Source organism: Ignavibacteria bacterium (assembly GCA_017302895.1).
In the GTDB taxonomy this organism is placed as follows: domain Bacteria; phylum Bacteroidota; class Ignavibacteria; order Ignavibacteriales; family Ignavibacteriaceae; genus UTCHB3.
Window position 1 is genome coordinate 1,684,158 of sequence record JAFLBV010000001.1, and the last position, 14,909, is coordinate 1,699,066.

General features: G+C 39.3%; 11 protein-coding genes and 1 pseudogene. 9 read left to right on the forward strand and 3 right to left on the reverse strand.

All coding sequences use genetic code 11. The features are described 5' to 3' along the window. The first annotated feature begins 126 nt into the window (after positions 1-126). From J0L60_06840 to J0L60_06865, 6 genes and pseudogenes are all read left to right on the forward strand, one after another. Positions 127-312: pseudogene (locus J0L60_06840) on the forward strand (SAM-dependent DNA methyltransferase). Positions 313-1,214: 902 nt separating this feature from the next. Beyond that, the gene (locus J0L60_06845; protein MBN8545834.1) at positions 1,215-3,191 is read left to right on the forward strand and encodes a DUF262 domain-containing protein; all 1,977 of its coding nucleotides are present in this window, start codon (positions 1,215-1,217) and stop codon (positions 3,189-3,191) included. Between the two features lie 67 nt (positions 3,192-3,258). Then, positions 3,259-5,055, forward strand: a complete 1,797-nt coding sequence (locus J0L60_06850) for a DUF262 domain-containing protein (GenBank protein MBN8545835.1) — start codon at positions 3,259-3,261, stop codon at positions 5,053-5,055. Positions 5,056-5,153: 98 nt separating this feature from the next. Next, complete coding sequence (locus J0L60_06855; protein MBN8545836.1) at positions 5,154-6,191, forward strand: hypothetical protein; 1,038 nt, start codon at positions 5,154-5,156, stop codon at positions 6,189-6,191. Continuing rightward, the gene (locus tag J0L60_06860) at positions 6,188-7,162 is read left to right on the forward strand and encodes a hypothetical protein (GenBank protein MBN8545837.1); all 975 of its coding nucleotides are present in this window, start codon (positions 6,188-6,190) and stop codon (positions 7,160-7,162) included. Before J0L60_06855 ends, J0L60_06860 begins: the two co-directional genes overlap by 4 nt. A 167-nt stretch (positions 7,163-7,329) precedes the next feature. Continuing rightward, positions 7,330-8,469 carry an ATP-binding protein gene (locus J0L60_06865; protein MBN8545838.1) on the forward strand — a complete coding sequence of 380 codons (1,140 nt, stop codon included), beginning with the start codon at positions 7,330-7,332 and terminating at the stop codon, positions 8,467-8,469. A 154-nt stretch (positions 8,470-8,623) separates the two neighbouring features. Here the strand turns inward: J0L60_06865 and J0L60_06870 are convergent, their stop codons facing one another. Together J0L60_06870 and J0L60_06875 are read right to left on the reverse strand one after the other, a co-directional pair. Further along, entirely contained in the window at positions 8,624-9,106 is a 483-nt protein-coding gene (locus tag J0L60_06870) for a DUF4189 domain-containing protein (protein ID MBN8545839.1), read from the reverse strand. Positions 9,107-9,182: 76 nt separating this feature from the next. Further along, a complete protein-coding gene (locus J0L60_06875) occupies positions 9,183-9,620 on the reverse strand; it encodes an SRPBCC family protein (protein ID MBN8545840.1) in 438 nt (145 codons plus the stop codon). 202 nt (positions 9,621-9,822) lie between these two features. On the opposite strand from J0L60_06875, the gene J0L60_06880 reads away from it, so the two are divergent. The 3 genes from J0L60_06880 to J0L60_06890 all read left to right on the forward strand — a co-directional run bounded on the left by J0L60_06880 (position 9,823) and on the right by J0L60_06890 (position 13,336). Beyond that, complete coding sequence (locus J0L60_06880) at positions 9,823-11,223, forward strand: T9SS type A sorting domain-containing protein (GenBank protein MBN8545841.1); 1,401 nt, start codon at positions 9,823-9,825, stop codon at positions 11,221-11,223. A 282-nt stretch (positions 11,224-11,505) separates the two neighbouring features. Continuing rightward, positions 11,506-12,777, forward strand: a complete 1,272-nt coding sequence (locus J0L60_06885) for a beta-lactamase family protein (GenBank protein ID MBN8545842.1) — start codon at positions 11,506-11,508, stop codon at positions 12,775-12,777. Next, positions 12,767-13,336: a cold shock domain-containing protein gene (locus tag J0L60_06890; protein ID MBN8545843.1), complete on the forward strand. Its 570-nt coding sequence runs from the start codon at positions 12,767-12,769 to the stop codon at positions 13,334-13,336. The genes J0L60_06885 and J0L60_06890 overlap by 11 nt, the downstream gene beginning before the upstream one ends. 33 nt (positions 13,337-13,369) lie before the next feature. Here J0L60_06890 and J0L60_06895 read toward each other — a convergent pair whose 3' ends face one another. Beyond that, entirely contained in the window at positions 13,370-14,509 is a 1,140-nt protein-coding gene (locus J0L60_06895; protein ID MBN8545844.1) for an ATP-binding protein, read from the reverse strand. Positions 14,510-14,909 lie beyond the last annotated feature (400 nt).

Genomic DNA, 14,909 nt, shown 5'->3' on the forward strand with positions numbered 1-14,909 from the left:
TTAAATCTGCGTGTATCTGCGTCCCCTTTATTTTTCAAACCTCAAATTTTCATATTTTTTTCTTAATTTAATGTTGTCATTCATTTCTATTTTTAATGCCACACGGGAGCAAGGCAGAGACATATAATGAAAAGCAAACAGGTAAAATCAAAAAAACGGGTAGCTGATCATGGTGAAGTATTCACTTCCGAGAGGGAGGTGAACGGCATGCTCGACCTCATAAAACAGGAAACCGAACGAATCGAATCACGATTCCTTGAACCCGCATGCGGTACAGGGAATTTCCTCGCCGAAATACTCAACAGAAAACTTAAGAATAAATTTAATAGACGCAGTTCCACGGATGTGAGAATTCGCCTGGGCGAATGGCATGTTCGTAGAAAATGTATCGACCAATCCCAAGAGAGCTATTATGGCGACACAAAAAGCTATGAACTTTGATCAATGAACTATGAGTTGTCGTGAGTCTTAATTTTCGGAAAAGGAGCGACAATCGTCCTCGATTGTCCTATCGACAAATTAATGGTTCCACGGAGATCACGGAGAAATTTTTTAGGGGACGCAGATACACGCAGATTTGACGGATTAACGCAGAGAGGGTGTCTGAATCAGGATTCACAGGATTAAAGGATTTTCAGGATTCACCTTTTGAGGGTGTGAGCCCTTATGGCGACACAAAAAGCTATGAACTTTGATCTATGAACTATAATCTGATGCAGTTGAGCCCTATGGGTGGCATGTGGGTAGAAGGAATTATGAGTTATTAGTTTTGAATTATGAGTTTTCGTAACCCCGCAGGGGTGAAGTATGGGTAGAATCACGGTAACAAATTTTAAGAGAGCCCTTGTGGTTACATATGGGTAGAAGGAATTATGAGTTATTAGTTTTGAATTATGAGTTTTCGTTACCCCGCAGGGGTGAAATATGGGTAGAATCACGGTTACAAATTTTAAGAGAGCCCTTCGGGCGACATATGGGTAGAAATTTTTTGAACACGATTCTCAGAATGGGAAAGATTAATAGGATAGCCCTTCGGGCGACATGTGGGTAGAATCACGGTAACAAATTTTAAGGGAGCCCTTCGGGCGACATATGGGTAGAATCACGGTTACAAATTTTAAGAGAGTCCTTTGGGTGACATATTGAATAAAGAACAACAATGAAGATGTATTAATAAAAATTCAAATAAAATAAAGAAAAACACAGGACTAAAAATGGCAACCAATAATTTACAACCGACAAAACTAATTTCTCTACTGGAATTATTCGAAGGAAAAAAATTTGAGGTACCTGATTACCAAAGAGGGTACTCTTGGGATGAGGAACAAATTCTCGATCTCCTGACCGACATCGAAATGCACAACAGCAAATCGGGTCATAAGCATTTTACCGGAACAATTGTTGTTGAGCGCCCAAATGGCGGTGATGTATATCAAATCGTTGATGGACAACAACGGCTTGTGACATGTGTGATGATACTAAGGGCAATTGTGGAAATTGATCCAACCAAATTACCAAAGATTGAATCGATACTAAAAAAGACACCATCAGGATATGAAACTGCCTTGCGATTAAGTGATTATGACAACGATTTTTTTGAGGGAAATATTCTGAATCAGAAATATCTTCCGATTGTAACTTCTTCTAACAAACGATTGTCTATTTGTTATTCCACAATTACAGATTGGCTGAGACGAGAAGGTCGTGATACTGAGAAAATGTTTGAATGTCTGAAATCTCAACTGGGATTTATATTTTTTGAAACTTCCTCGGCCAGAGAAACAACGACAATGTTTGAGGTAATTAACAATCGTGGAAAGGCTCTTTCAGATCTTGAAAAATTTAAGAATTATTTTATCCATTTATGCAATCTGTATGATTTTATGGATTTATCAAATAAAATAAGTTCGGCTTGGGGTGAAATATTATCCCATTTGGAGGATGCAAGTTTAACTACAACTTCTCTTGAAAACCGGTTCGTGCGGAATTCATTTGGAGTGATATTTTGGTGGTCGTGGAAAGAAAAAGATGATTTATACAAAAGTGTTCGGAGTCACTTTTCTGATAAAGAAAAAACCAACTCTTCAGAGAATCAAAGTGCCTTGGAAAAAACTCTGACAGGCTACTTTGAATTCTTTTTAAGTGCAGCTAAAACATACGCACTGATTTTTTGTACTGATAGGACAAAACGAAAAAATAGTGAGCAAGAAATTACTGAAGATCTTGAAGTAATCTTTAAGAACTTTAGAAATCACGGCTCCTCTGATAATGTAATCCCTCTGTTGTTAGTATTAATGGACAACTATTTTAAATATCCGAAGATAAGGAGTACTATTGCTGAGACCATTAAAATTGTTGAAGTTTTAAATTTTAGGGTTTACTGTCTGCCGCGGATATTTTTTAGAACGGATACAAAACGGTCATTCATGTATGCTATGGCATATAATACATACTATGGTTACAGCTTTAATGAAAAACTTGAATTCGTAGATGAAATCAATGAAAAAAATAAGTACAGCAAGGAGTACTATCATAAAATACAGGAGAAACTCATTAGGTTCATTGAGAAGTATTGTCCGGAGCGAAAATTTGTTCAAGCACTAACTCTCGATTCAGGTGAAATTGAGAATTACTATGGATGGGCATCCTTGAATTTCTTTCTTGCTAAGTATGAACAACACTTACATAAAAATGATCCCAAATGGGACTTCGAAACTCTTCTAATGATGGACGGAAAGAATAAATTAACGAAGGAACATTTCCTTGCCATAGAAAATGAGGAAGTCTTCGGAGGAAGAGATTCCATTGAGAAGAGAAGATTAGGCAATATGATGTTAGTCCCCAGTTCGATAAATTCAAGTCTTAGTAAAAAAGCACCTTGGGAGAAAATCATGCAAATTCGGGATAACATCAATCTCAGAAAGAACCTGTATCAACTCGATGAAGTAGTAAAATTGTACTTGGACATTGAGAAAGATATACTTTCCAAAAATAAGAATACACTAAATCGAAGAAGAGAAATTTTACAAAGAGTTCTTGATAGCCGCGAAACCAACATGATCAAATTTGCTCTTGAAGAATGGAAATACCCAGGAGAGCCAAATTTTCGGTTTCAAAAAGTTAATACTCTTCAAGCTCAAAAAGAAAAAAGAAATTCCAGGTATTATCCGGATTATGAGAGGGGAAAATGAGCTACATAAAATGTCTTGTAAAAACAAATTTTTTATAACTAAAACCAAAATCAGCTGAGAACCACTTATGAACCCACAAAAATATTCAGTAAACCAACATCAAATTTCAACATTTTTGGCATTCGTTAAAGATGGTCAAATAGCTATACCCGAAGTTCAAAGACCTTTTGTATGGGATGCTAGTCGGGTGAGGGACTTGATTGATAGCTTATACAGAGGATATCCAATAGGATATGTCATTACATGGCAAAACCCAAATGTAAGGTTGAAGGACGGTCGATTATCTGAAGGAAAGAAGATCTTGATTGATGGACAGCAGAGAATTACTGCTCTCCGGGCTGCTGTACTGGGGGAGGATGTTGTAAACAAAGAATATGATAAAGTAAAAATAAAGATAGCATTTAACCCAATTACAGAAGCATTTGAAGTCCAAAATCCGGCGATTCTAAAAGACAAAACTTGGATATCTGATATTTCTGAAGTACTCAACAACCAAAGCATAATACAAACTGTAAAAGGATATTCAGCTGAGAATTCTAATATTGATGAACACATTATTGAAAGAAGCATAACAAGACTTCTGGATATTCAGAATAAACAGATAGGAACAATTGATCTTGCGCATGATTTGGACATCGAAACCGTCACAACAATTTTTATAAGAATAAATAAGCAGGGTGTAGAGTTATCACAAGCGGATTTTGCGATGAGTAAAATTGCATCGAATGAGCGATTCGACGGGCCAAAACTTCGTAAAGCCATCGATTACTTTTGTCATCTTGCTGTGGCACCACATTATTTTGAGCATATCAAAGGGCACGACAAAGAGTTCTCGGAAACAGACTATTTTAAGGCTATGACTTGGCTTAAGGATGAGAAGGATGACCTATATGACCCGAGTTACACTGATGTCCTCAGAGTGGCATTTACAAGTGAGTTCCAAAGGGGAAGGCTCTCTGATCTGGTAAGTTTACTATCAGGAAGAAATTTCCAAACACGCGAATATGAAGAAAGTATAGCGGAAGATACATTTGCCAGGATGAAAAAATCACTTATTTCGTTGATGAATATGACAAACTTTAAGAGATTTGTTATGATTATCCGGTCTGCTGGTTTCATTTCTTCTGAAATGATCCGATCACAAAATACATTAAATTTTGCCTATATTCTTTACCTTAAACTGAAAGAATCCGGCGTTGAGAAGCATAAGATAGCCAGGCATGTTTCCAGATGGTTTGTTTTTTCTGTGCTTACAAGCCGCTATGGTGGATCACCCGAATCTGTGTTCGACTACGATATAAAACAACTATCTTCAAAGTCTTTTGGAGAATATTTTGAAGCAGTTGAGAACGCTGAATTATCTGATGCTTTTTGGGAAGTTGGGCTTATTCAGAGGTTAAATACTGCTATTTCAAGCAGTCCCATTTTCAATGTTTTTCAAGCTTCAATGGTTAAAGGGAATGACAAAGGTTTTCTCTCCCGGGATATAACAGTAGCAGATATTATTTTGTACCATGGCGATATACATCACATATTTCCAAAGAACTATCTGAAAAACAATAATAAATCTCGAGGCGAGTATAACCAAATAGCAAACTATGTGTTAATGCAGCAGGAGATCAATATTAGTATCGGCGCCAAATCACCGGATATTTATTTCAATGAATTAAAAAAACAATGCTCTGGTGAAATCGCTTTGAAATACGGAGGAATAGATAATATGGTTGAATTAATGAACAACTTAAAAACACACTGTATCCCGGAGTCAATATTTGAGATGACGGTTGAAAATTATGGAGAATTCCTTGAACAACGCAGAAAACTTATGGCTCAGAAAATGAAAAACTATTATTTCAGTTTATAAGCACAAGTTGTTAATTGTCTGGGATTTATGGATTGAACGAGATGGATTTGAAAAACTTACATATCTAATCAAAAAAGAAATTAGAATAAGATAAAAGTATGCTCAAAGATTTTTTAATTGATTTCACCAAGCAATACCACGAACTCGGTCATGATAACTTCTTGATTTTCGAAGGAATTAAAAACAGCTCTGAAGTGAATGACTATATTGACAGTGTGTCAGGACTTGGACACAGGATCAAGTTCGGACATAACTTTGAGGGATTGTCTGAGTCTTTTGAGATAGATGGTATAGAGGGCATAACCTCCTGGTTCGATCATATGATGAAGGATTTTACTTCCCATGATGGCCTACCACTACCAGGAGCGGAGTTTGTTCAAAACCTAACAGGGATGGACTACCAAGAAGCAGTCGAATGGTTAGCTGTAGATGCAACAGATGTTTTAGCACTCGGGCTTTCAGCAGGAGCGTTGAACCTGATCGAAAAAAAATTGAATAATAATCCTAAATTGAGAGTAGCTGTTCAAACCATCGCAGGTGTTGAAGGTATTGTCGACGATAATCCTCTCTTAGTAGGATACATGGCAATTAAAGTTGCATCAGATGTCAATAAGAAATATAACTTTGTTTCAGAATCTGCAAGCGAAAAAGTCAAAGATATTTCAGGAAAAGTCATTCGAGTTGCCGGAAAAATCTGTGTTGGAACTTTTGTTGCCGGGGTCTCTACAGAATTAGTTTTGAACGAATCGATTATGGAAGTAGCTGGCGATCTGTTAAATACAAGTTTTGATACCAAATTGATTTTGGCTGATACTTTATTGAACGGTGTCGAGGCAGCACATAATGTAGCGGATGCAGGGGATTGGATAGCCGATATAGGTGACATTTTGGATGGGGCTGCCACTCTGGGATTGGGTATTCTGTTGGGTAAAGCAGTCAAAGGTATCTTTAGCATTTATAACGAAGCAGAGAGGAATCGGGTCACCCGACTTATGACAATCAAGTTGCAGAGGGAGGAAATAACGCAACTTTGTAAAAAAGGATTTCCAGCAGCTTTGCTAAAAGAGCGAATTAAGGCGCTTGATAATTCATCATCCTATTTTGGTTTACTGCCACCACCAAAAGGAATGAGATGATAGGCGTCGGTGCAATCTTGAATTTCTTCAAAGGTTTGGCTCAAAGAAAAAATTTAAAGAACCAGATTCAAGCTTTAAGTGATTCTTTAAATAATGACCTTTTTCAGGACCTGAGTGGCATGGAAAGATTTGAAAAGATAAGCAATCTTCTAAAAGCGGAGAAGGATTTTTGGATTGAAAAACTCTCATCAATAAATCAAAAAATTGAAATACTTGAAACGGAAACAACTATCATGAAAACAGAAATTGCAAAAGCTGAGAGTGAACTCAAAAAAGCCAGGGCGAACAAATATGATGTAGCTTTGCTTGCCGTAAATATTCAGGAACTTGCCATAAATGCTGTCAAAGAAATTCAAGAAGTAAGGGAATCTCTTCAGCGAATAAATACTCAAATAGAGTCACAAAGTAGTCAGATAGAACAATTTAATACCTCAAAAGACGGACTGAACAATTCTGTTACCAAATTAAAAACAGATATTGAGACAATACATCAGGAATATTCTCGCGGGTATGAAGTGATCCAGACTGTCGAAAATCTAAAAAAGGTACTAACAGTTTTAGAAAATGAAATAAATCAGAAAAATGAATCGATAGTTTCACTATTTCTAAAACAAGAGCAAGATATCACCGAACTCAACTCAATGGTTGATCAAAAGTTCTTATCTATTCAGAGCAATATTGTAAAAATCTCAGATGATTTTGATTCCCACATTATTGAGAATAAGGATATTCTGGAAAAGGTTGATAGTGAAATTATTAGTCTGAAGTCTATACTTGAATCTGTCTCCGGAACTGTTGAGAAAAATCATCAGAAACTTCAAAATCAACTTATTGATATTGAGGACAAGACAAAAAAGAGGATAGAATCTCAGGATAATTACTTGCGCAGTTTTAAAACTATCATGTTTGTAATGAGTATAATATTCTCGTCCGCAGTATTTATTCTGTTTTTCATCGTATTAAAAAAATAACTCGAGTTCTACTTGAAGACAAGAAAATATAAGAATTAAAAGGCAGGACTGGTAATATTTTTTTTGCACACTTTTACTTTTAACCTCATGTTTAATCACCATTTTCAACCAATTTACCCAAATTCATTCAATAGATTGAACGAATTTAGCTAAATTTGTTCAATTGAATGGAGAAATTTATGATAGCCCGAAAAATTGAGTCTTATATTCTTGAGTCGCTTGTTCCGGGAAAGGTGGTAATCCTACTTGGAGCAAGGAGGACGGGAAAGACGGTTTTGTTGAACAAAATCGTTTCGATGGTTTCTGAGCCGTACATTTTCTTTAACGGTGAGGATTTTGAAGTACAGAGGTTGCTAGAGAACAGAACGGTGGCAAACTACGAAAAGATTCTCGGCACTTCAAGACTTTTGGTGATTGATGAGGCTCAGAAGATACCTGATATCGGGAAAATATTGAAACTGATGGTTGACTCAATACCCGGTTTAAGAGTAATAGTTACCGGATCATCGGCATTTGACCTGACCGGAAAACTTGGGGAGCCCCTCACAGGCCGAAACCAGACATTTCGTCTGTTTCCGTTAAGCGAGCAGGAACTTGATCCCCTTTATGGACTTGTTGAGAAAAGATCTGCACTTGAGGAACGCCTTGTTTTTGGTTCTTATCCCGAAGTTATTTCACTTCAGGGGAGTGCAGCGAAGGCAAAGTATCTCAAAGAGCTGGTTAATGATTATCTTTTGCGTGACCTATTGTCTTTTGAGGGTGTAAAAAATGCCGGGGTGATCAAAAATCTTCTGAGGCTTGTAGCTTTCCAGGCAGGAGCGGAAGTGTCGATGAGTGAACTGGCATCAAATCTTGGGATTTCGAGAAACACAGTAGAAAAATATCTTGATCTTTTATCGAAGGTCTATGTGATTTTCAAGGTTGAGGGTTTCTCCAGGAACCTCAGGAAGGAAATCACCAAGAATGCAAAGTGGTATTTCTACGATAACGGGATAAGAAATACTCTGGTGGCAAATATTAATCCTCTCGAACTTCGAAACGATACGGGCAGTCTTTGGGAGAATTTTGTTATAAGTGAACGAGTCAAGTATCAGGAATATAATGATATCCTGTCGAACAACTTTTTCTGGCGCACCTATGACAAACAGGAGATTGACTGGATAGAAGAAAGAGAAGGTAAACTTTTTGCGTATGAGTTCAAATTCAACAAGGAGAAAGCAAAATTTCCCGTTGCGTTTTCAACTGCATATCCTGATTCGGAGTTTCGTGTCATATCGGTTAAGAATTACCATGAATTTGTGATGTGAATATCATTGTTACTACTGAACACAATTCACACTTTTACCCCAATTTTCAACCAATTCACGCAAATTCATTCAATGAATTGAACGAATTTAGCTAAATTTGTTCAATTGCCGGTGGATGTTGACAATCTTACAGTTCGAGGAAACCTAAGCTAGGTCAGAAACCTCCGTTTGGTCTGATGTGAATTTTCAGATTGGAGATATATCCGCCGTTACAGACTCCGGCACCGATATCAGAGGCAGTTCCTTCCGTAAGTTTCAAATATGCGTTTACTGCTTCGGATTTAGCTTGTGCTTCGGTTTCTCTCAGAGACCAGGAGTAGATGCCTGCGAATTTGTTTTGAAATACGATGTAGGCACAGCCCCCGCCTTCCCAGGCAAGTACCACAGTCGGGTAGTAACCGCCACGCAATTTGCACTGTTCCTCTGCTCTTGCACACGCTTCGGGCAGGCTGTTGTAATCGGTAACGGCACCCACAATCACATTGTCGCCATTTCTGTCAACGGCAATCGCCGCAAAAGTAGCCCTTCCTTTTGACGGAGAAGTGTTGTAGTCGGAGGTGGTGTTAAACCGGGTCTGGCCCAGGATTGTTGTAGAGAGTGCGAGGAAGAATAATGATAAAAATAAATTACGATCCATGTTAACCTCGATGGAAAAGTTTTTATCAGTAACGATGGAAATGTAGTTATATTCTTACCAAAATCAAAAAAAAGATTCACCCCGCTTTTTCTGCAAATTCCTTAAACTGTTGCAGATACTTCATGCTTTCTTTTTTGAAGGCACCGGGCATGAGGAAACCGATGATTTTCATGAAACCTGAAAACTGAAATTCGTTTTCGCAGCGGTAGAGGGTGCGGTTTTCGTCGAGGGGGATGAAGTGATTTTTCACTTCGTTCCAGACACCCTTTGCTTCATAGGTTCCGGAGAATTCTTCGGGGAGGTTTCTGACGGTGATGGTTTCAATCATTTCGATATCCCGTTTCCCCATCTTGAAGTGGAGTTTTGATTTTGCTCCCGGTTCACCGGGAGTTCCGCTGAGGTGCTGGAAACTTTGCAGACCTGGTTGCCAGTGTTTCAGGTTATCGGGATTGTCGAAAAGTTCAACAACTTTTTTTACAGGGAGATTGATTTCTATTTCGCTGCTGTATTTCATGTGGTTCCTCGTGGATGGATTGGGAAAAGATTTTCGATTAAAATGCGAAGTTAATGGAAACGGAGTTAACAACAAAACAACACTTCGATAAAAAAATTAAAAAAAATAAAAAACCATTTGCAATTAAAAAAAACATTCCCTATCTTGCAGATGGTTCTTTAATAATCTCCCGTAATAATAATTTAATCAGAAAGATCTCGCCATGAAACTTGCTTCTTTTTTGTTCGTTTTTCTTTTTGCTGTTACCTTGACCTATGGTCAGGTTGATATGGCACCCAGAAACCCCTTGGGTGGTGTTCATATGGACACAATTCCACCGGTTGATTTCCCATTACCCAAACAGTTCAACTTCAACTATACCGGTGTAACTTCACCAAACATGACCGGTGGTACCGTTGGTGCCATGTTCATTAACGGGAAGTATTACTTCAACCGTTGGAATGGTACTGCCATCTACCGTTACAATCCTGACGGACCGGGTAACGGGCCGGGTACTGTATTCGATTCACTCACTTATGCAGGATCAATTCGTGATCTTACATCTGACGGAACAAGACTGTGGGGCGGAAATGCTGCGACAGGAATTATCGAAATCGATCCTAATACCGGTACAACCGTTAAATCCTACACCCTCACCGGCGGATCCACAAGAGCAATTGCATGGGACGCTACGAGAAAAGGATTCTGGAACACCGGATTTGGAGGAAACATTTTCCTTCATGACACTACCGGTGCATTAATGATGACAATTACCAGTACACTTACCGGTAAATATGGTCTTGCTTTCGACAGTATCCCCGGACAGCCTGCTTATGTATGGGCTTGGAATCAGGCTTCCACATTAAATACACTGCACAAATATAATGTAGCTACCGGACTTGAAGAAGCTTCATATTCTTTCACACTTCCCGGTGCCAGCATTGGAATTGCCGGTGGTGCAGATATCAGTATCGTGAACGGACAGAGACTTCTTCTTTTGAACTTCCAGAACCTCGCCCTTTCAGGTTACCAGTTGCCAAATGCAACAATTCCTGTAGAGTTTACATCTTTCAGTGCTGCTGCAAATGGAAATGATGTTCTTCTGAGCTGGTCAACCGCTACAGAAAAGAACAATCAGGGATTTGAAGTTATGAGAAAATCAGGAAATGGCGAGTATATGTCAGTTGGTTACATCAACGGTAACGGTACCACACTGAATCCTCACAACTATTCATTTGTTGACAAGAATGTACCAAACGGTCAGAATTCATACCGTCTGCGTCAGATCGATTTTGACGGCAGCTATGCATTCTCTTCGATAGTTGAAGTTGATGTTACAGCTCCTTCACAGTTCGGTCTTGCTCAGAATTTCCCGAATCCTTTCAATCCTTCTACAACCATCAGCTTCAATCTCGCAGTTGATTCAAAAGTGACATTGAAAGTTTACAACGCACTTGGTCAGGAAGTAAGTGTACTTGCCAACGCAACTTATGCTGCCGGTACACATAATCTGAATTTCAATGCTTCCAACCTGACTTCCGGAATATATGTATATTCCATTGAAGCTGCCGGCGTTGACGGTTCAAACTTCAAATCAACAAAGAAGATGATACTTAATAAATAATGCAGTAATGCAATAATGCAGTAATGCAGTAATGCAATGATGTTTGAAGTTTGAGGTAAGAAGTTTGAGGTATGAAAATAATACCTAAACCCTAATACCTAATAATTAAAAAAAAGCTGTCCCGGAAACGGGGCAGCTTTTTTTATTTCGGGGCAATGTGATGTGGTTATTTGTTTATTAATGGAATTAATTTTAATTTGAAGGTACAGTTTTTAATAATGATGTTACAAAGTATTTAATCGCAATAGATGTCCACTATTAAACATTTTGACCGGAGATTGTATGGCGATCTTAAAATCCGTTAGAGGAACACGCAATTACACTGAGAGGTTACTTTTGGTTGTAATGTCGTTGATTCTTTCCATGTTGCTGGTTTCCTGCAAGGATGAGAACAGTAATGAAGCGATGCACAAAAATTATTCTGATGAAATCAAAAAGGTGCTGGATGTGGCTCTTGATTCGATCAGGAGGGCAGACCCGCAGTTTCCCGGAGGACTGGCGCTTCAGGTTATATATCCCGGAGGACAGGTATTTCAGCAGACGGGTTTCACAAATGCGGTGACTACAGGTACACATTTCAGGGCTGCGAGCAACACGAAGACACTCACTGCTGCCGCTATCCTTCTTTTGCATCAGAGGGGGAAGCTGAACATCAATCATAAAATAACCGACACTATTCCCGGAACAAATATCACTTATGTGCCCGGCGATCAAAATTATGCCATTCCATTCAAAAACGAGATTACCATTCTGCAGTTGTTGCAGCACCGTGCGGGGGTGTTTGATGTGGCTAATGATCCGATTCCTGATACGGTGAGTGCACCCGTTCCCTATAAAGGTGACTGGTATATGGAACATGTGAAGGCTACAAATCCCAATTATACATTCACATTTGATGAGCTTGTTGGAGTTGTTGCCACAACAGGGCTTTATTATTTCAGACCCGGAACGGATTTTCATTACAGCAATACGGGATACTCAATCCTTGGTAAAATAATTGAGCGGGTTTCTGGAAAATCATACGGTCAGTTCATTACAGATGAGATTATTAAACCGATGGGGATGACCTCATCTTCGATGCCTGATCAGGGGAGTGATCAGCAGTTGCCTGCTCCGTTCGCACCCGGATTTGTTCATATTCCAGGAAGCATTCAGAATGTTTCGATGTCAAATGTTTCAGGAAATGTAGCCGAGGGGAACCTAGTCACGACACCTGCAGACCTGTCACTTTTTATCAGAAAACTTTTGAGAGGAGAAGGTGTTTTAAGCTCCAATCTTGTTTATTCCACAATGTTGAATTGTCCGCCGACAGCACCGGGCAGCCTTTCTCTTTACGGTTGCGGAGTGAACAGCATCAATATGCTCGGGTATGGACACACAGGAGCGCACGAGGGATATCTTTCTCAGATGATACATGATCCTGTGACTGATGTGACTCTTGTAATTTACACAAATGCCTGGGATTTGAGGGAAGGAATTGCCTCGATAAGAGTTACTATGGGACACATGCAGGAGGCGTTATATAAAGCGAAAAGGATTGTACTTGCCAGATAGAACAGCAATAAATGAACCCGTGGATTTTTGCCGGGTAAAGAAAATAGATGAAAAGGGCTACGGATTTCTGAAGAGTCTGCACTACAGGAACGATGTTTTTTTTCATTTCAGTCAGATAAAGAGGGAAGAACTGCTTGCCAAGCTTACGAAGCTGAAGCGGGGCGATTTTTTCCTCTTTTTCACTTCAAAGGAGCGACCTGACGGCAAGAGGAAGGTTGATAATATCTGGTATGAGGTAAAGGAGATTCCTGTTGAGAAAATTCCCGGTTTGGTGGATGTGCTGCTCAGGGAATTTGAGGAGGGGGTTACAAATCTTTACGACCTGCTTTTTGTCTTTGGTGAATTGAAGCAACTGGGGTACATTTTTCCGCATATGGTTGAGAAAGTGCTTTCCTCAAAGAAAATTTTAAATCTCCCGACCACCATATTACCGTATCTTTCCGCTGATGAATTTAAACTGCTTTTTAATCATCTCGATATGGAGGGATTAAAGGAGAGCCCCAGAAAGCCGTTCTGGTATGACGAAATGGTGAAGAAGGCAGTGGAGTTCGGGGGGTAGAATCGCCGGGATTGATACCCCGTGGAAGGGATATCAATCCAGCAGATATTCGTGGTAGTTTTCGGAGTGAATGACTTTCACAGGCAACACTTCATGGTAACTGTCAGTGAATGAAGTCTTTTTTATTTTCGCTTTGGGATTATATTTAATCTCAAAAGGTTGAATAAATCCATCCTTGATCAGGAGAAGGTCTATTTCCTGTTTATCATAATTTCTCCAAAAATACAACTCACCATAGTCTCGGTTGTTCGCCTGCTTTTTGAAGAATTCCATCACGATAAAATTTTCAAAAAGGGCGCCGATGTCATTTCGGTTTTCGAGACTGTTAAACTGTGAGATTGTTCCGTTTCTTATACCGTTATCGATAAAATAGTATTTGTTTTTGGAAGTAACCTCACGGCGTCTGTTGGTTGAATATGGAGTCAATCTTTTGATTATGAAAGATTTTTCCAACAGGTCGAGATACCTTTGAGTCGTTTTAACATCTATTCCCACCTTGTCCGAAAGTTCGTTCATCGACACTTCACTTCCAACCTGAAAAGCCAGCAGTTTCAGCAGATTAAATATCGGCAACGAGCCTCTTAGATTGGCGAATGCAAGAATATCCTTCAGCAGATATGAGTTTACTATTCCATGGATGATTTCCATCTTTTCACGGACAGTTTTAGCCAGCACCACTTCGGGATAGGAACCAAAAACAAGGTATTCGGGCAGTTTCCGGCTTAGCTCCCAGGCGTTTTGATGTAAAGCCAAAAGCTCCTGTTGCGCAAAAGGGTAGAGAGTTACAACGGTCTTTCTTCCTACCAGAGGCTCGCCTGTTGCCTGTTCGATATTGAAAGAGGATGAGCCTGTAATAACCACTGTTATGCCTTCAATATTATCAACAATCAGTTTAAGTCCTTTTCCCACATCCTTTATCTCATGTGCTTCATCAATAGCGAGAAGGTTAATCTCCGAAAGAAACGGGTTTAGTACATCCAGTCTACGCGATGCGATAGTGTTTTGCACGGAAATGTCATCGCCCGTAACCCGTTTTATCCTGCCCGTTACTCCGCTGATAAGGGAGTCCATCAGAGTCGTTTTTCCGACACGGCGGGGTCCGTAAATCACAAGCACCTTATTCGGTTTGAGAAGTGCAGGGGAGTCCAGTTTTCGTTTTAAATAGGTTTTCATATCAGTTTTAAGATAATGGTTATTCATACTCCACAAATTACGGTAAATTTATGGAGTTTAACTCCGCAAATATAGTAAAAAATATGGATATAGATACCATAAATTAGGCTGAATTTATGGAGTTGTACTCCACAAATTACGGTAAATTTATGGAATAGTACTCCACAAATTACGGTGAATTTATGGAGTTGGTGGGGTGAGATTATTTCTTTCTGGTATACAGACCCCTTGCCCCTCCTTCTGTACCGCCCCCCTAACCCCCCTCCTTATAAAGGTGGGGGGAAGATCGTAGCGCGGAATTAGGTTCTACCCATATGTCGCCGCAAGGGCTTTTTCCCATCCGTGGAAATCTTTGTTGCATCCGTTTCATCCGTGTTCCATTTTTTCATCTGCGTTCATC